General features: G+C 44.0%; 15 protein-coding genes. 7 read left to right on the top strand and 8 right to left on the bottom strand.

The window, feature by feature from the left end; translation table 11 throughout:
* Window positions 1-7: 7 nt before the first annotated feature.
* The 4 genes from BF9343_RS08840 to upbY are packed head-to-tail and all read right to left on the bottom strand — an operon-like array spanning window position 8 to window position 3,013.
* Window positions 8-727 carry a phosphocholine cytidylyltransferase family protein gene (locus BF9343_RS08840; protein ID WP_010992742.1) on the bottom strand — a complete coding sequence of 240 codons (720 nt, stop codon included), beginning with the start codon at window positions 725-727 and terminating at the stop codon, window positions 8-10.
* A complete protein-coding gene (locus tag BF9343_RS08835) occupies window positions 720-2,003 on the bottom strand; it encodes a DUF5690 family protein (RefSeq protein ID WP_010992741.1) in 1,284 nt (427 codons plus the stop codon). Before BF9343_RS08835 ends, BF9343_RS08840 begins: the two co-directional genes overlap by 8 nt.
* On the bottom strand, window positions 2,000-2,485 hold the full coding sequence (locus BF9343_RS08830) for a UpxZ family transcription anti-terminator antagonist (RefSeq protein ID WP_005817126.1): 486 nt from the start codon (window positions 2,483-2,485) through the stop codon (window positions 2,000-2,002). Before BF9343_RS08830 ends, BF9343_RS08835 begins: the two co-directional genes overlap by 4 nt.
* 3 nt (window positions 2,486-2,488) lie before the next feature.
* Window positions 2,489-3,013 carry a capsular polysaccharide transcription antiterminator UpbY gene (upbY, locus tag BF9343_RS08825; RefSeq protein WP_005786813.1) on the bottom strand — a complete coding sequence of 175 codons (525 nt, stop codon included), beginning with the start codon at window positions 3,011-3,013 and terminating at the stop codon, window positions 2,489-2,491.
* A gap of 521 nt (window positions 3,014-3,534) precedes the next feature.
* On the opposite strand from upbY, the gene BF9343_RS08820 reads away from it, so the two are divergent.
* The 3 genes from BF9343_RS08820 to BF9343_RS08810 all read left to right on the top strand — a co-directional run bounded on the left by BF9343_RS08820 (window position 3,535) and on the right by BF9343_RS08810 (window position 5,214).
* On the top strand, window positions 3,535-3,873 hold the full coding sequence (locus tag BF9343_RS08820; protein ID WP_005786811.1) for a hypothetical protein: 339 nt from the start codon (window positions 3,535-3,537) through the stop codon (window positions 3,871-3,873).
* Between the two features lie 140 nt (window positions 3,874-4,013).
* Window positions 4,014-4,361 carry an SH3 beta-barrel fold-containing protein gene (locus BF9343_RS08815; RefSeq protein WP_005786809.1) on the top strand — a complete coding sequence of 116 codons (348 nt, stop codon included), beginning with the start codon at window positions 4,014-4,016 and terminating at the stop codon, window positions 4,359-4,361.
* A gap of 49 nt (window positions 4,362-4,410) precedes the next feature.
* A complete protein-coding gene (locus tag BF9343_RS08810; protein WP_005794855.1) occupies window positions 4,411-5,214 on the top strand; it encodes a DUF4373 domain-containing protein in 804 nt (267 codons plus the stop codon).
* Between the two features lie 293 nt (window positions 5,215-5,507).
* On the opposite strand, the gene BF9343_RS08805 is transcribed toward BF9343_RS08810, so the two are convergent.
* Window positions 5,508-6,779 (bottom strand): ATP-binding protein, encoded by a 1,272-nt coding sequence (locus BF9343_RS08805; protein ID WP_010992740.1) that lies wholly within the window; start codon window positions 6,777-6,779, stop codon window positions 5,508-5,510.
* 213 nt (window positions 6,780-6,992) lie between these two features.
* Here BF9343_RS08805 and gmd point away from each other — a divergent pair, with 213 nt between their 5' ends.
* The 4 genes from gmd (at window position 6,993) to BF9343_RS08785 (ending at window position 12,259) form a co-directional block, all read left to right on the top strand.
* Window positions 6,993-8,066 (top strand): GDP-mannose 4,6-dehydratase, encoded by a 1,074-nt coding sequence (gmd, locus tag BF9343_RS08800; RefSeq protein WP_005786803.1) that lies wholly within the window; start codon window positions 6,993-6,995, stop codon window positions 8,064-8,066.
* A gap of 4 nt (window positions 8,067-8,070) precedes the next feature.
* Window positions 8,071-9,141 carry a GDP-L-fucose synthase family protein gene (locus tag BF9343_RS08795; protein ID WP_041926321.1) on the top strand — a complete coding sequence of 357 codons (1,071 nt, stop codon included), beginning with the start codon at window positions 8,071-8,073 and terminating at the stop codon, window positions 9,139-9,141.
* A 193-nt stretch (window positions 9,142-9,334) separates the two neighbouring features.
* Window positions 9,335-10,993: an AMP-binding protein gene (locus BF9343_RS08790; protein WP_010992738.1), complete on the top strand. Its 1,659-nt coding sequence runs from the start codon at window positions 9,335-9,337 to the stop codon at window positions 10,991-10,993.
* 108 nt (window positions 10,994-11,101) lie between these two features.
* Window positions 11,102-12,259 carry an LA_2272 family surface repeat-containing protein gene (locus tag BF9343_RS08785; RefSeq protein ID WP_010992737.1) on the top strand — a complete coding sequence of 386 codons (1,158 nt, stop codon included), beginning with the start codon at window positions 11,102-11,104 and terminating at the stop codon, window positions 12,257-12,259.
* 91 nt (window positions 12,260-12,350) lie between these two features.
* On the opposite strand, the gene BF9343_RS08780 is transcribed toward BF9343_RS08785, so the two are convergent.
* The 3 genes from BF9343_RS08780 to BF9343_RS08770 form a co-directional block, all read right to left on the bottom strand.
* The gene (locus BF9343_RS08780; RefSeq protein ID WP_005794862.1) at window positions 12,351-14,345 is read right to left on the bottom strand and encodes a fructose-1,6-bisphosphatase; all 1,995 of its coding nucleotides are present in this window, start codon (window positions 14,343-14,345) and stop codon (window positions 12,351-12,353) included.
* 48 nt (window positions 14,346-14,393) lie between these two features.
* A complete protein-coding gene (locus tag BF9343_RS08775) occupies window positions 14,394-16,055 on the bottom strand; it encodes a putative transporter (protein WP_010992736.1) in 1,662 nt (553 codons plus the stop codon).
* An 85-nt stretch (window positions 16,056-16,140) separates the two neighbouring features.
* Window positions 16,141-17,493 (bottom strand): MATE family efflux transporter, encoded by a 1,353-nt coding sequence (locus tag BF9343_RS08770; RefSeq protein ID WP_005786791.1) that lies wholly within the window; start codon window positions 17,491-17,493, stop codon window positions 16,141-16,143.
* Between the last annotated feature and the right edge of the window lie 35 nt (window positions 17,494-17,528).

Below are 17,528 nucleotides of genomic sequence, written 5' to 3'. Positions count from 1 at the left end.
TTTGTTTTTAACAATAGCGGATGATGTGCTCCTCGGCATACGAAAGGTCGGCTTCATCATCGATTTCATACCATTTAAGACCCTCCACCCTGAGCACACGGACAGGGGAAACGGAACGGGACATGCGGAGCAGTTCGTACTCGTAACCCAGTTTAGGCTGGGACTCCAGGATGGTCGCATAATCGGCGCACATCCGGCGGTAGAAAGTATTGGAAAGTTTATGGATACCGACCAGCTCGCCTTTTGCCTCAAGGGCGTTCTTGTCTACCGAACAGGAAGTAAGGATGTGATTGCGGTCATATTCCACATAATACTGATCCTGGAACTTGGTCAGAGAAGAGACAAGCATCACATCCGGGAATTCGTCATCCAGTAGCGAGAGGATGGCCTTGCGTTCAAAAACAAGGTCCGATTCAAGCAGCAGGAAATTGTCATCGCCTATCACGTCACGCGTATTGTACAGAGTGTACATACTGTTAGTATCGGCATAACGGGGACTGAAACAGGTCTCTATCTGGGGGAAATCCGCCTGAAGGGCTTCATAAGCCTCTTTTTTATAACCCGTACCGAGGATGATACGTTCGATACCGCAGGAAAGAAGGGTTTCGATAGAGCGGATAATCATAGGTTTTCCACCAACCTCCACAAAACCTTTGGGCACAAGCTCGGTATAATGCCCGAAGCGGGTACCAAGACCGGCAGCCATGATCATTGCTGTTTTAATCATGAATTTCAGAGGGAATTAATATAAGTGAATTCAATTGTTGCTTGAAATAACAGTAAATCGCAAAAATCGACAGGACAGAAACAAATCCTGAAAAAAGGGCAGTACGCATTAGCATGACAGTCCAGGAAATGTCAGCAGAAACGAAGTTCTTGACCATAAACACACCCGTAGTGCCCAGATAGCCGAAAGAATCGGCCAAATAAATAATAAAAACAGCCGTACTAACCACCCTAAGGGAAGCAATCAGGCGTTCTATCAGGTAAGTGAAAGGAATATACCCCATATACAGACCAAGACCGGAAAGAATCATCCACCAAATAGGAGAAAGAAAACCGTACACATAAAGCAATGTGGAAAAAACCATTAAGGAACCGCCTGTGACGGCAATGCAATAAATGATATTAAGAGCCAAACGGTTATTACGGACAAACACAATCAGGAACATCAGTACAAGGACAAAAGCGGCAATGGGAACCTCTGTCTGAGTAAAGATCATTGCACCCTCAATATGGAGCTCCTTCCAAATATCGGCAGCGAAAGAGTCACGAAGCTCACGGAACACGGTCAGGGCACCGTAAAAAACAACCAGCATGCAGATTCCCCAGAAGAATTGCCTCAAAAATTTACGCCTGTCTTTACCATCCATCGGAGCACGTTTGGTACGCTGTATGATATCTTGCTCATTGGGAGCCGGAATCTGATTGAGAAGCCAGCTGCAAAGCAACATAACAGGGTATACCAACAAACCGGTGGTAAAAGGCATCCAATATTCCGACACATGCAAATTATCCATCACGAATTGTCCCAAGGTTTTCACCAAACCGGAAGAGACTATCAAAGCAACGCTCAGCCCGACATTCAATATTTCACTGATACGACGTCCTTCGATATAGCTAAAAATGACACCCCAGATCATACCCAGGGGAAGACCGCTCAGAAAAATAGAACACACCTTCAAAGGAACCGGAAGAAGTGCAAAACCCAACAAAGCAACTTCGGAAAAAGTAAGCAGCCCTATTATATAATAGATGCGGTGACCCGCTTTCATCGAAGGCAGAATACGAACACCGATGAACTTGGAAAGGGCGTAGCCGATAATCTCAGAAAGGACATACAGGATTTTGACATCGAATCCCCAAAGAATCTCACCTTCATAAATGGCTGCGGTAAATGGCTTACGGTAGGCATAGGCACAAGTATAAACCAGAAAAATCAAAACGCTGGCATAGAGAGCCAAAACGTAAAGGGGAGAACGGGAAAGAAAGGAACGAATCATTCGTGTAGTTCGCTGTACGGATATGGATTAGCTTCCAAATTATTCAAACTTTCAGCTATTTCTTTTTCAGCTTTTAAAAGTTCTCGATTGCTCCAACTTTCTATGATAGTATGCGCCTCTTTCGCCAACTCCTCTTCAAACACCTCACCATAACAATAAGTCAACAACTGGCATTTCAATAAAGTAGCAGGAAGTTGGTCAAGCACGTCCCAACAACGATTGAGAACAACTTGCTTTTTCTCCTCCTTGTCACCCTGATTATAGATGGTTGCATTGTAACCCATCAATAATGCCAGACAGATGTTTGCTTCCTCTTCGGGAGTAGCACCACGCTGAGGATACAACGCATCGGATTGTTCTAAAACTTCTTTGTTCAACTGACGGAAATGATCGGTATAAATAGGAGCACCATCCACACCTAAATAGAGTAACTCGTGCGCGAGACTCTGTAATTGTTCAATTTGAGAAGTGAGTGTATTCATAACTTAAATGACACGTAAATAACTTTTAGGAACTTTGACGCTGGCGCTCAATACACCGGCAATACGAATAACAACATAAGTTTTGTTGGCCTCGCTGGCAAGTTCGCCCTCGACACCACAGAAATCACCTTTAACTACCTGAACCCTGCTACCGACAGATAAATGGTCATTATCGAAACTGACGCCATTCGGATCTAAATCCATGACAAATATGAAGTCCTGCATCTGTTTATCAGGAACTATCAGCATAGCCCTGGTAAGCAGGTCTTTCATATAAAAAAGCTGGATATTGTATTTATTAGAAATATCACAAGCATCTTGCTTGGTAGCTTGGATGAAGATAAGATTCTTAATAACAGGGACTTCCACCCGTTTTCGACGATATTTCAACTGCCGGATGACAAACTGAGTGGGAAGATAGTAATTGAGATCAAGTTCAGTCTTCAATTTTTCAAGAGAGTCACGAATAGCAAACTCTTGTTTATCTCGGGTACGGGCGGCAAACCAATACTTCTGTTGTTCAGACATTTACGATTTATACTTGGGGAAATTTTCCTTTATTTCGGGTGCGCTTCGCGGTTTGAACGAGACATCTTTTCTCTTTCAAACCGTCAAATTTTACGAAACATTTTTAGAAGTTGAGAACGAACGAATGTGTTTCAAAAAACGTTCGTCTTTTGAAACAGCATTTTTGAGTTTTTTTTCGATGAAAAAATGAATATTGTAAAGTAGCTGAACAAAGAACTTTTTTTGCTCTATATATATTTGAGAATCAGCAACATAAAATCTTTGATAAAATTTTATCCACTAAATATTTTGTACATTAAAACAGACTCCTTACCTTTGTTCAATCAAACGAACGTTTTTTGAAACAACGCCTATATCTTAAGATAAATAACTAATAACAAGATCCTTACACTTCAAGATTCTCCCTTTAAACTAAAAAAACTCCGGTATTCTTTTATATTTATATTTTTTTATACAAACTTTGTCCTTTCATAAATTCATTTAATAACTAACATTATGGAAGAAAAAAAGTAGTTATCTCATTGAATGATAACTTAGTAACCATCGAAGTAAATGGAAAAGTAATCTTTGCGGGTAAAGCCGACTTGCAATTCAGCCTCAATCAAAAGGTTAGAGAACCACTACGCATCACAAAAGGCAAAGGAAAGCTAATGGAGGCACTTACCGAAAGCTTTATCAAAGGCGGAATCAACAGCATGGAAAACAGACCCATTGAAGAACTACAGGAAACAATAAAAGAATATCTCACCTTTGAATATCAGCGCAAAGGCATTGCTACAGAGCCTAATAAACGTTCTTTTCTATCAGAGCTGAAAAAATATGCCAGAGCATTCCGGAAAAAGCGAGATGAAAGCGAATAACCGATTGTTAAAATCCTGTAAAAGCCCCTTTCTAAAGTACTTTTACAGGATTAGTCTATTCAAAACTTATTACCGTACTTTGCCATGGGTAAAAATAAAAGCCCGACAATAACTCATTAATAAACTTTAAAAAATCAATTATGAAAAAGAACAGGAAAGCAGTATCGAAAAACGAAATGATGAAAGGAAAATGGAAAAGACAAATCATGCTCGAAAAGGACTACACAGAACAGTGCTCCGAATGGATGGCAGAACGACTGGAAGCCCTCATAGAATATATGCAATATGGACATGCAGCCGTAGCTTATATGAAACAGGACGGAACATTCAAACTGGTGAAAGGAACATTGGTGGGATACGAAAAAGATTTCGGAAAGCAGTATGATCCGATGGAAATAAAAAACACAGTGGTCTACCGGGATGTGGAGCAACAAAGGTGGATGACCTTCAAAATAGAGAATTTCATGGAATGGAGAGCGATCGTATAGGAGAATCTTTCAGTGACCAATTAATCAGTAACATAACAACTTAACAATTATGGCAACAACATACGATGGAATAAATTACTTTCCAATAGCTGTGAATTTTATGGAAGAGAACGCAATGGAGGTAATAGAAGCAAAATATGGCATGAAAGGACTCGCGATTGTACTGAAACTCCTATGCAAAATATATAAAGAAGGATATTATATTCCGTGGGGTGAGGAACAATGCCTTATTTTCGCCAACAAGACGGGAAAAGAGGCAGACGCAGAAGAGGTGCAGGGGATTATCGAGATAATGATCGAGAAAGGAATGATAGACAGGGGAAGCTATGCGGAACATAAAGTACTGACCTCTGAAGCAATACAAAAAGTATGGATAGAGGCAACCAAGCGAAGAAAGAGGAACTGGACAGCCATGCCTTATCTACTGATAAAACCGAAAGAGACATGTAATGAAGAAAAGACCGTCTGCACGCAAAATGTAGAGCAGGATGCAGGCTCTGATGCAAAAAATGCATGCAATACCGAACAAAGTAAAGTAAAGCAAAGTAGAGAATTTCCCCCCTCAGCTCCCCCAAGGGGGAAGGAAGAGGAAGTCAATGCTACGCCGGTCAGTATGCCCGGATACGCATTTAATACAATGACACACAACTACGTGGGATTAATGGGAAACCTGGAACGATTCGGAATAACAGACGAAAAAGAGATCGAAGCAATCCTGCGACTGTCAGATTACGGGAGAAAAGGAACCCCTGTATGGAAACTGATTTGCAGCACGAACTGGAGTAACATCGGAGCAAAAGGAAAATACATGATCGCAGCGTTGAACCGGGCAAAGAAAAGAAGCGGAACCTAAAAAAGAACTTTTCTGACAAACAGTACATTTTATATTCTGGAAAATGCTGTTTGCTTGCAATCAATTAAAGAACGCAGCTGTTTTCCTCCGGAAACGGACACTGATTCTCAAGGGATTGAAAAGCGATTCAAAAAGCACTAATACGAAGTTAAAATCGTGACTTCAGGAAGTTAACTTCCCGAAGATACGATTTTAACTTCGTAAAATTATGATATTAACTTCGTAAACAACAAGATGTTAACTTCGTAAACGGCATCATCCGGACATCAAAGCAATCAAAAAAGATTGTCAGACTATAGTATTTCAGGCAGTTGCCAGACTTGTATGTGACGAATCCCTTCTTTGGAGGGCAATGTGGTATCGTCCATAGAAACGACCCACTTTTCATAATTGTCTTGTATCATCTCCAGCGTGTTGTACATTTGCTCCACTTGAAAATCATCATTGAGCAGAGGTGCACATTGCAAATACACAATGCGGTCTTTCTTCCTGCCAACAAAATCGACCAGTTTGCCTCCTCGAAGCACACCTACAAAAACGGTATATCCGGCACGCCGCAGTTCCAGATAAACCTGGTTCTCAAAGCAGGATTTTCGGGAACCGGCAAAAAAAGGATACAGATGGCGCATGAATGACCAATCGTTAATATAGTATTTGCAGCTACCTAGAAGAATCTCTTTGCTGCGGATCTGATAACGTTCCACGCGATGAATCAGAGAGGTGTCTTCCAGATAGCAGATATAATTGGCAACCGTATCATAACTCGTCTTCCGGTTCTGGGCAGCAAAGTGACTGACCAGCTGACCGATGGTAATCAACTCAGCGAGATGGGTGCACAAATAGACGAACACATCTTCGAGCAGGCGGGCATCCTTAATCCGATATCGACGGATGATATCACGAAACAGAATCGTATCGCGGAGAGCGGAAATGGCTTTCCATCCGGCCTCCGCATCCGGAAGATTGAAAAGAATGGGTAGTGCCCCCTTACCCATATATTCCGCGTAATTTTTGCCGGTAGCCTCTACCCTCTCCAATATCCTATGCTCGGAAAAGCTAAAGGGAAATATCTCAAAACTGACGTAATGTCTGGCCAAAAGCTTCTCGGCTTCACCCGAAAGCATATCCTGGTTGGAACCACTGATAAACAGCTCGCAAGTATCTACAAAGTCCTGTGAATGGGAATGGACAAAATGTTCCCAGCCCTCCACTTTTTGTATTTCTTCAATAAAAATATAGACTTTACCTACCGGATGGATTTTCTCACGATAGATAAAAAGCAAGTCGTCCAGATCACGATATCCGGAAAGTACGCCCGAATCTGTGAACTTCTTACTTATATATAGAATGTTCCGTGATGAAACACCATCGGCAATCAACTGATAGATGATCTGCCGCAACAGGCATCCTTTACCTACCCCTCTCTGTCCGGTCAGGACCTTTACAAGGCGGTTACCTACATACCCGAATATACGGTTTGTGTAACTTTTACGGGCAAATTCCACTTTCGGAAGTTTTCCATTCCAGGAGTTGGATGATACCAATTCATCAAATATATCATTCATACACGAATTTATTTAAAATAAAATTCATTATATAAAACAGAATAGATATTTTAATATTAAAAAGCATAATATTCATTTCTATTTTAATAAATTACAGCAAAGATAAGTTTTTTCCGTTGAAAAAAGAAAATAATTCAGCAGATAGATTGCCCGTTCTTATGAAAATACCGAATATTGCATCGTCAAAAAGATTATAAACTCAAAACAATAGACATGAAAAAAGCTCTTATTTCAGGTATTACCGGACAGGATGGTTCATTCCTCGCCGAGTTTCTTCTTCAGAAAGGTTACGAAGTACACGGCATCCTGCGCCGTTCATCTTCTTTCAATACAGGCCGGATCGAACACTTGTACTTTGATGAATGGGTGCGCGATATGAAACAGAAACGTACAGTCAACCTGCACTACGGAGATATGACCGACTCAAGTTCACTGATCCGCATCATCCAGCAAGTACAACCCGACGAAATATACAACCTGGCGGCACAAAGCCACGTAAAAGTATCGTTCGACGTACCGGAATATACCGCCGAGGCGGATGCACTCGGTACATTGCGTATGCTTGAAGCTGTCCGCATCCTGGGACTGGAAAAACAGACACGCATCTACCAGGCTTCCACTTCCGAACTCTACGGAAAAGTACAGGAAGTGCCGCAAAGCGAAACGACTCCGTTCTATCCGCGTTCTCCGTATGGAGTAGCCAAGCAATACGGTTTCTGGATCACCAAGAACTATCGTGAAAGTTACGGAATGTTTGCCGTAAACGGTATCTTATTCAATCACGAGAGTGAACGCCGTGGCGAGACTTTCGTAACCCGTAAGATCACGCTGGCAGCAGCACGCATCGCACAAGGCGAACAGGATAAATTATATTTGGGTAACCTGGATGCCAAGCGTGACTGGGGCTATGCCAAAGATTATGTAGAATGTATGTGGCTGATCCTGCAACATGACGTACCCGAAGATTTCGTAATCGCTACCGGCGAAATGCATACCGTCCGCGAATTCTGTACACTGGCATTTGCCGAAATAGGCATCAACCTGCGTTGGGAAGGCGAAGGCGTCAATGAGAAAGGAATCGACACGGCCACCGGCAAAGTACTGGTAGAGGTCGACCCGAAATACTTCCGCCCTGCCGAAGTGGAACAATTGCTCGGTAACCCAACCAAAGCCAGAACCGTATTGGGATGGAATCCATGCAAAACACCATTCCCGGAACTGGTAAAAATCATGGTACGCCACGATATGGCCAAAGTGAAAAGAATGATTGCGACTAAACATGATTGACAGAATGGATAAAAACGCAAAAATTTATGTAGCCGGACACCACGGACTGGTGGGTTCGGCTATATGGAAAAATCTGCAGGAAAAGGGGTATACGAATCTGGTGGGACGCACACATAAGGAACTGGACTTATTGGACGGTGCGACCGTAAAGCAGTTTTTTGATGAGGAAATGCCGGAGTACGTGTTTTTGGCTGCCGCTTTTGTCGGAGGAATCATGGCCAATAGTATCTACCGTGCGGACTTTATCTATAAGAACTTACAGATACAGCAGAACGTGATCGGAGAAAGTTTCCGGCATCAGGTGAAAAAACTGCTCTTTCTGGGCAGTACCTGCATCTATCCGAGGGATGCCGAACAGCCGATGAAAGAGGACGTCTTGCTCACTTCTCCACTGGAATATACCAATGAACCTTATGCCATAGCCAAAATAGCCGGACTGAAAATGTGCGAAAGCTTCAACCTGCAATATGGAACGAACTACATCGCCGTGATGCCGACCAACCTGTATGGGCCGAACGATAACTTTGACTTGGAACGCAGTCATGTGCTGCCTGCCATGATCCGTAAAGTTCACTTGGCACACTGCCTGAAAAAAGGAGATTGGGAGGCCGTGCGTAAAGATATGAACCTGCGTCCGGTAGAAGGCATCAGTGGTGCCAACTCCAACGAAGAGATCCTCCGGATTCTCCGGAAATACGGCATTACTGAAACGGAGGTGACACTTTGGGGAACAGGAACGCCTCTAAGGGAATTTCTTTGGAGTGAAGAAATGGCAGATGCCAGTGTCTTCGTAATGGAACATGTGGACTTCAAGGATACCTACAAAACCGGTGCAAAAGACATCCGCAACTGCCACATCAATATAGGTACCGGCAAAGAAATTACAATCCGCGAACTGGCCGGACTGATTGTAAATACAGTCGGCTATCAGGGTGAACTGACTTTTGACAGCAGTAAACCGGACGGAACCATGCGAAAACTTACCGATCCGTCGAAATTGCACAACCTCGGATGGCATCATAAGATCGATATTGAAGAGGGGGTACAGAAAATGTACGAGTGGTATCTGGGATAATCATTCACCACAGAGGGCATAGGAGGATACAGAGTGATAAAATAGAAATGAAAACAGAACTTCTATATCCTCCGTGTACCCTGTAGTGAATACAGTGAAACCTGCAAAAGAAAAATTTAAATAGCTTCCAAGCTTTCAAATCTCAATTAAATAGCTATATTTGCACAATTTATCATCAAATGTGCAAAAAACAATGGAACAAAGTTTTATAGCTTACATTGAAAATAGTATTAAGAATAATTGGGATTTGGACGCCCTGACAGATTATAAAGGTGCCACCCTACAGTATAAAGACGTAGCCCGCAAAATAGAAAAGCTCCACATCATCTTTGAAGAAAGCGGAATCCGCAAAGGAGACAAAATAGCCGTTTGCGGAAGAAATAGTTCCCATTGGGGAGTTACTTTCCTCGCGACTCTCACTTATGGAGCGGTTATCGTCCCCATCTTACACGAATTCAAAGCTGATAACGTACACAACATCGTCAATCACTCGGAAGCCAAACTCCTCTTTGTAGGAGACGTGGTCTGGGAAAACCTCAATGAGTCTGCCATGCCGTTGCTTGAAGGTATCCTGATGATGAACGATTTTACGTTACTGGTATCACGTAGTGAACGACTGACTCACGCACGTGAACACCTCAACGAAATGTTCGGCAAGAAATTCCCCAAAAATTTCCGTAAGGAACATATCGAATATCATAAGGATCAGCCTGAAGAATTGGCTGTTATCAACTATACCTCGGGAACCACCAGCTATTCAAAAGGTGTAATGCTCCCCTATCGCAGCCTATGGTCGAATATGGCTTTCGCTTTCGAGGTCCTTCCACTGAAAGCAGGTGATAAGATCGTATCCATGCTGCCGATGGCACACATGTACGGACTGGCTTTCGAGTTCCTGTATGAATTTGCGGTAGGTTGCCAGATTTACTTCCTCACCCGCATGCCGAGCCCGAAGATTATCTTCCAGGCGTTTGCCGATGTGAAACCCAATCTGATCGTGGCTGTTCCGCTGATTATTGAAAAGATCATCAAGAAGAGCGTACTTCCGAAGTTGGAGACTCCTACCATGAAGCTGCTGCTTAAAGTGCCGATTATCAATGATAAGATTAAAGCAACGGTACGCGAAGAGATGATAAAAGGCTTTGGCGGCAACTTTGAAGCTGTCATTGTAGGTGGAGCCGCCTTCAACCAGGAGGTGGAACAATTCCTGAGAATGATCGACTTCCCTTATACAGTGGGCTATGGTATGACCGAGTGCGGTCCTATCATTTGTTATGAAGACTGGAAACGCTTCAAACCGGGATCATGTGGAAAAGCAGCACTCAACATGGAAGTGAAAGTCCTTTCACCCGATCCGGAAAACGTAGTAGGCGAAATTGTCTGCAAAGGTCCGAACGTAATGTTAGGCTACTATAAGAATGAAGAGGCTACCGCCCAGGTGATCGATAAAGACGGATGGTTACATACCGGTGACCTTGCCCTAGAAGATGCTGAAGGCAACATCACAATTAAGGGACGCAGCAAGAATATGTTATTGAGTGCCAGCGGACAAAATATCTATCCGGAAGAAATAGAAGATAAGCTGAACAATCTGCCGTACGTGGCCGAAAGTATTATCGTACAGCAGAATGACAAACTGGTGGGACTGGTTTATCCGGATTTTGACGAAGCCTTTGCGCATGGTCTGAAAAATGAAGACATGGAACGGGTGATGGAAGAAAACCGGATTACCTTGAACGAAATGCTTCCTGCCTACAGCCAGATTTCGAAAATGAAAATCTATCCGGAAGAGTTTGAAAAGACTCCGAAGAAGAGTATCAAACGCTTCTTATATCAAGAGGCAAAAGGATAAAAGCAGTCTCTATCTTTCTTAAAAAAACATCGATTACGCAGATTTGCATAGATTTTAATAGGATAATCCGTGCAAATCTGCGTAATTTGCGTTCTAAAAATTTAGCTTATGAAGAAAATAATTCTTGTAGCAGCTCTTCTTTCGGCTGCAGTCTGTCTGCCTGCACAGAATAAAGGCGGAAACAAAAGTGGGGGAATCAATCTTTCTTTATGGAAAAAAGCATGTACGCAACCACTTGACAGTACACAGACTACATATGTCAACCTGGGGCTTTTCTCGGCAATGTATAAGTTGCACGGTGTAGGCTTCAATGCCTTCGGAAGTATGGTACAGAACAATATGAACGGTGTGCAGATTTCCGGATTGGCCAACCTTGCGGGAGGAAGCATGCATGGAGTGCAGATTGGAGGTATCAGTAACGTAAACGGCAACAATCTGGCAGGATTGTCTGTTTCGGGACTTGTCAACATCACCGGAAACAAAGCAAAGGGTGTACTGATTACGGGTTTAAGCAACATTGCCGGAGACAATATGCGCGGACTGATGATGAGTGGTATCATGAATATCACAGGAGATAAAGCCGCAGGTGTACAATTGGCAGGCCTTGCCAACGTAACCGGTGAGGAATATGACGGACTTATGATGTCGGGATTGCTCAACGTGGTAGGAGAAGAAATGAACGGACTGCAACTTTCCGGACTTGCCAATGTAACCGGGGGACAAATGAACGGAGTGCAATTGGGACTGTTCAATTTTGCCTCTAAGGCAAAAGGTTTGCAGATCGGACTGTTCAACTATCATAAGGAGGATATGAAAGGACTTCAGCTGGGACTGGTCAATGCCAACCCGCAGACCAAGGTACAGTTAATGGTCTTCGGAGGAAACAGCACCAAAATCAATGTAGGTGCACGTTTCAAGAACAAACTCTTCTACACTATCCTCGGTGGAGGCACACACTATCTTGATTTTGACGATAAATTTTCTGCGGCATTATTCTATCGGGCAGGCCTTGAACTTCCACTCTACAGAAACTTGTTTGTAAGCGGTGATTTAGGCTATCAGCACATCGAAACATTCCGGAATAAAAAGGTGGAAGGCATTCCGGCACGTCTTTATGCCTTGCAGGCACGCCTCAACCTGGAGTATCGGTTTACGGATAAATTCGGTCTGTTCGTCACAGGCGGATACGGTGGCAGCCGTTACTATAACAAAGCCAGGACCTACGACAAAGGTGTGATTGCGGAAGCAGGAGTGGTTCTGTTCTAATTGATTCACAGCCAAACGACACAGCGTCTCACAGAGTTTATATTAAAATTATTCCTCTGTAAGACGCTGTGTTATTCTGTGGTGAACCTGATCAGACCTTCTCCTTTATCAAACCGATCCGGTATGCTACCAACAACTTCTTTAAATCCAGAATTTGCGTTACGAGCTCTTTTCCCTTATCGGTATCTTTCACCATCATTCGTTGTGAATTGAACTCGATGACGAAGGTAGTCGACTTAATGTCCTGTCCCTCTTCGATGGCTTTCTGTGTAGACTGGAAAGGGTCATGCTGCACCAACTGCAAACCATGTGAATGATATACCAGCGTATATCCGGCAATACCGGTCTCCGGCTGATAAGCTTTCGAAAAACCACCGTCGATGACCAGCAATTTTCCACCGGCTTTCATCGGCTGCTCGCCTTTAATGGTCTTTACCGGCACATGACCGTTGATGATATGAGTATGCTGCCCTGTCACTCCGAATTCTTCAAGAATCCGGTCACAGATTTCTTCTTTGTTACGCAAAGCATAATAATATCCTTTCGTCTCTTTATGCAGGCTCTTATCCGCAATGAAATAACGTTCGAACGTAGCCATCTTGTCTTTGTCGAACGAAGGGGCATCCGGTCCGCACCACAGATACCAGATGTAATCCATGGCAAAGCGTTTCTCTTCTTCATCATCTTCATCAAAATAAGCCGTACGAATCAATTGGTCTATCTTGTCCAGCAAGTTCTTCCCCCAATACTCTTTACCGCAGATATTCACGTGCTTGAAACTTCCATCCTCGTTGAGAGGCACAGAGGCATGATAAAGCAAATTGGAATTGCACACCAGATACATACCTCCATAGGTAAAGAGGCAACGCATGTGTTTTTTGAGTTTCTCGCTGTTCATAAACGAGTAATGTATCTTTTCTATCAATTCCTGCTCTTCATCAGTCAGACGATAAGGATCTGCAGGATCTACCGTAGGGAAGTTGGTATCGCGCAACGGATATTCTTTGCCTTCATAGACAAATACTCCCCGTTCAAAGTCGATTTTCTCAAGCAACTTGCGACCACCCATTCCGAACTCCGGACGACGATTAATAATGTTTGCCTCCAGCTTAAACTGAATGATGGTAATAGCTTTATGCATCTGGGTTATCAGCCTCAAGGTCTTCTCGTTATAAGTAGAATCAGCAAAGTTGGTCTTAGGTGCAAAGATGGTACAGGGATCATCCGCATAAGTATCCATCGCAAAAGTGGCAAGAGGCAAAAGATTGATGCCATACCCATCTTCCAATGTCCCCAGATTGCCGTAACGCATCGAGAGACGGATCACGTTGGCCATACAAGCTTCATTACCCGATGCTGCACCCATCCAGAGGATATCGTGATTTCCCCATTGGATATCGAAATTGTGATAATCACACAAAGTATCCATTATGATATGGGCACCCGGACCACGATCGTAGATATCGCCCACGATATGGAGTGAATCGATCGTAAGACGCTGTATCAGATTACACATGGCAATGATAAAGTCGTCAGCGCGGCGAGTGGAAATAATGGTACTGATAATCACATTGATATAAGCATGTTTATTGGGCTCGATGGTCGATTCGTGAAGTAACTCCTGGATGATATAGGAGAACTCGGCCGGCAATGATTTGCGAACCTTCGAACGGGTATATTTGGATGATACGTTCTGGCAGACCTTTACCAGCTGATTGAGAGTGATCAGGTACCAATCGTCAATATCGGTTTCGGTTGCTTTAATCAATTGGAGTTTCTCTTCCGGATAATAAATAAGCGTGCAGAGTTCTTTCTTCTCGATCTCACGGAGAGTATGGCCGAATATTTCGTTCACTTTCCGCTTCACCGCTCCCGAAGCATTTTTCAATACATGCTGAAAAGCTTCATACTCGCCATGTATATCGGTCAGAAAATGTTCGGTCCCTTTCGGAAGATTCAGGATGGCTTCAAGATTGATAATCTCTGTACTGGCAGCGGCAATGGTAGGGAAACTACGTGAAAGCAGTTGCAGATAACGCAGATCGGCAACGATACTTTCGGGGGTTATATTACTTTGAGCAGTCATATAATTTACGATTTTACGATTTACAATTTATAAATTTCGCCCGAATGGCTATAGAAGAAACATGAGCAGCACCTGGGCTATAATGACGCGAAGGAACATACTCAACGGATAGACCGTAGCATAAGCTACCGACGGATTATCTCCGGGGATGGTATCATTGGCGTAATTCAATGCCATCGGATTGGCCATACTGCCACACAACATACCGGAAACGCTGCCAAAATCGATCTTCATAATCTTAAAAGCAAAGAACCCCACAAGCACCGTAGGCACGAGGGTCAGCCCAAAGCCCAGGCCGATCCATAAAAGTCCTTCGGGACGGAATACCGTATCGAAGAAATGGGCACCTGCATCCAACCCAAGGCAGGCAAGATAAAGGGACAGCCCCAAGGCACGGAGCATCAGATTGGCACTGCGAGTGGTATAGGTGATCATGTGCAAACGGGGTCCAAAGGTCCCGATCAGGATGCCTACAATAATGGGACCGCCTGCAAGTCCGAGCCGGACAGGAGTACTGATACCGGGAATTGAGAAAGGTACGGCTCCCAGGGCCAATCCCAGGATGATACCGACAAATACAGCCACAAGATTGGGTTCTTTCAAGCTTTTGATGGCATTTCCAAGTACCTTCTCCACATTCTGGATGGCAGCCGCTTCGCCGACCACTGTCAGACGGTCACCCAACTGCAAGGTAAGTTCGGGAGTAGCCAACAATTGCACCCCGGAACGATAGACACGGCTGATATTGATTCCGTAATGATTGCGCAGACGAAGAGCTCCCAACTTCTTCCCGTTCAATTCGGGACGGGTGACGACGATGCGTTGCGAAATCAATTGGCTGTCGATAGCATTCCAATCGATATCTTCCTTGTTCCAATCCGTATTCTCCTGTTCACCGAACAGTACGGTAAGGGCCAATGCGTCTTTTTCGGATGTAACAACCAATAAGCGGTCGCCTTCTTTTATAATCTTTTCGGAAGTGGGAATACTGACATTGCCGTCTCTCCACAAACGGGAAATGACGAATTTTGGATAACTCATATGAGCGATATCCTTAATGCTTTTATTAAAAATAGCAGGGTTGTGTACCTGAAAAGCGGCAATATAGGTTTTGTTGGCATCGTCTTTTTCCTGTACTTCAAGATCTTCCCGGCGTACCAGCAATTTACGGATCAACAGAACCGCCAGAATCACCCCAATCACTCCGAGAGGATAGGCCACGGCACATCCCAAAGCTGGTGTACTGCTTTCAAGCCCCATCTGCTTCAGCGTCTGCTGGGCTGCTCCCAAAGCCGGAGTGTTAGTGGTGGCACCACACAGAATGCCTATCATATTGGGTAACGAAACTCCGGTGGTATAGCTGCAAACAACCGCAAGAAACGTACCCAGAATCACTACTGCGATGGCAAGCATATTCAACGTAACCCCTCCCTTGCGAAATGAGCTGAAAAAGCCGGGACCAACCTGCAACCCCAAGGCATATACAAAGATAATGAGCCCGAAACTCTCGGCGTAATTCAGCATCTGCGGATCAATGGACAATCCGAAGTGCCCGGCCAGAATGCCGGCAAAAAAGACAAAGGTAACGCCAAGCGAAATGCCACAAACATGAATTTTGCCCAATCCGAGCCCAATGGCGGAAATCAGGGAAAGAACGACAACTGCCTGCAAAGCAGAATGTTCGATAAAGAGACTATATAACCACTCCATGTGAATAATTTACCAATGTATCCATAAGCCAATGTATCCGTTAAACGCATAAGGATGCATTAGCGTCGGCAAAGATAGCAACTATTTATGACCTCACAAAGCTTTTATTCACCCACTTCATCCCATACCAACGACGGACAAAGATAATTCCGCGAATGTTTTCATCGAGAGCAAAGGCAACCCACATGCCGCAAATGCCCCAAGCCCAATAAATTCCAAATAAATAACCTATGCCGACAGCCACACTCCACATCACAACCAATCCTACATAGAAAGGATAATTCACATCACCTGCCGCACGGAGGGCATTCGTCGCAAAAATATTAATGGGACGCCCTATCTCGAGCACCACATCGATCAGCAATACAATCACTCCCATACGGATGATCTCCGGATTGGAAGTCAGCCAACTCAGTATAGCATGCCCGGAAGCAGCAATAATACCGGAAAGAATCAGCGTAATCATTACGGATTTCTTCATGACGTACTTACCGAGCAGAAAAGCTGCATGAGGTTTCTTCTCCCCTATCAAATGTCCGATACAGATAGCTCCTCCCTGGGCCATGGAGATGCTGAATAAATAGACGAACATGATAATGTTGACACAATAAGTACGGGTAGCCAGCGCCTCGACTCCAAGCATATTGATAAAAAAAGTAATGACCACTTGCGATGAACTGTACGAGAGCTGCTCTCCGGCAGAAGGCAGACCGACCCGCATCAAATTCTTCAATTCGATAAAAGGAAACGGACGGAAGTAGGCCAACGGGAAACGATGAATGTGTTTGCGGAACAGAATGACAAACAGAATCACCATAGATACTCCACGGCTGAAGGCTGTAGAAATAGCCGCCCCTTCCACCCCGAGTTCGGGACAGCCGAACTTACCGAAAATCAGCGAATAATTACCGATAATATTAAGAATATTGACTACTACCGTCACCAACATCGGATATATGGCTTTATTGGCACTGCGCAATGAAGCGGAAAGAGTGAGAGAAATAGCCTGGAAAAAAGCGAATGCACCCACGATACGCATGTAATCCATACCGTCGGCCATCAGTTCCGGACCCAAGCCCATCCATTGCAGAATGGTGCGGGCCATTGTAAACAGAATAAGGCTGATTATTCCACCAACCAACAAATTGACAAGCAACGACACCCCCACTACCTGAACCACCTTCTTTTCAAGCCTTGCGCCGAGGTACTGCGAGCAAAGTACGGATGTTCCCAGGTTGATCACCTCAAACACCAAAAAGGTCAGCATAATAATCTGGTTGACAACTCCGACAGCGGCTACACTATTGTCAGAGTGACGGCTCAACATAATGGTGTCCACCGCTCCCAGCATCATAATCAGTAATGTCTCAATAAAAATAGGAGCAGCCAGTTTTGCCAGACGTCTCTTTATGCTTTCCTGTTGAATTCTGTGTGTCATTTTACCTTATCCGTTTCGGGCTGCAAAGGTATCTA

The organism is Bacteroides fragilis NCTC 9343, assembly GCF_000025985.1.
Taxonomy (GTDB): Bacteria; Bacteroidota; Bacteroidia; order Bacteroidales; family Bacteroidaceae; genus Bacteroides; species Bacteroides fragilis.
Note: the sequence above shows the minus strand (reverse complement) of the source record. Positions and strands in the feature narration are given on the sequence as shown.

Coding starts and splice junctions, on each gene's coding strand:
- upbY (WP_005786813.1), bottom strand. CDS start 3,013: ATGTCTGAACAACAGAAGTATTGGTTTGCCGCCCGTACCCGAGATAAA.
- BF9343_RS08795 (WP_041926321.1), top strand. CDS start 8,071: ATGGATAAAAACGCAAAAATTTATGTAGCCGGACACCACGGACTGGTG.
- BF9343_RS08835 (WP_010992741.1), bottom strand. CDS start 2,003: ATGATTCGTTCCTTTCTTTCCCGTTCTCCCCTTTACGTTTTGGCTCTC.
- BF9343_RS08805 (WP_010992740.1), bottom strand. CDS start 6,779: ATGAATGATATATTTGATGAATTGGTATCATCCAACTCCTGGAATGGA.
- BF9343_RS08810 (WP_005794855.1), top strand. CDS start 4,411: ATGGCAACAACATACGATGGAATAAATTACTTTCCAATAGCTGTGAAT.
- BF9343_RS08790 (WP_010992738.1), top strand. CDS start 9,335: ATGGAACAAAGTTTTATAGCTTACATTGAAAATAGTATTAAGAATAAT.
- BF9343_RS08780 (WP_005794862.1), bottom strand. CDS start 14,345: ATGACTGCTCAAAGTAATATAACCCCCGAAAGTATCGTTGCCGATCTG.
- BF9343_RS08770 (WP_005786791.1), bottom strand. CDS start 17,493: ATGACACACAGAATTCAACAGGAAAGCATAAAGAGACGTCTGGCAAAA.
- BF9343_RS08815 (WP_005786809.1), top strand. CDS start 4,014: ATGAAAAAGAACAGGAAAGCAGTATCGAAAAACGAAATGATGAAAGGA.
- BF9343_RS08775 (WP_010992736.1), bottom strand. CDS start 16,055: ATGGAGTGGTTATATAGTCTCTTTATCGAACATTCTGCTTTGCAGGCA.
- BF9343_RS08785 (WP_010992737.1), top strand. CDS start 11,102: ATGAAGAAAATAATTCTTGTAGCAGCTCTTCTTTCGGCTGCAGTCTGT.
- gmd (WP_005786803.1), top strand. CDS start 6,993: ATGAAAAAAGCTCTTATTTCAGGTATTACCGGACAGGATGGTTCATTC.
- BF9343_RS08830 (WP_005817126.1), bottom strand. CDS start 2,485: ATGAATACACTCACTTCTCAAATTGAACAATTACAGAGTCTCGCGCAC.
- BF9343_RS08840 (WP_010992742.1), bottom strand. CDS start 727: ATGATTAAAACAGCAATGATCATGGCTGCCGGTCTTGGTACCCGCTTC.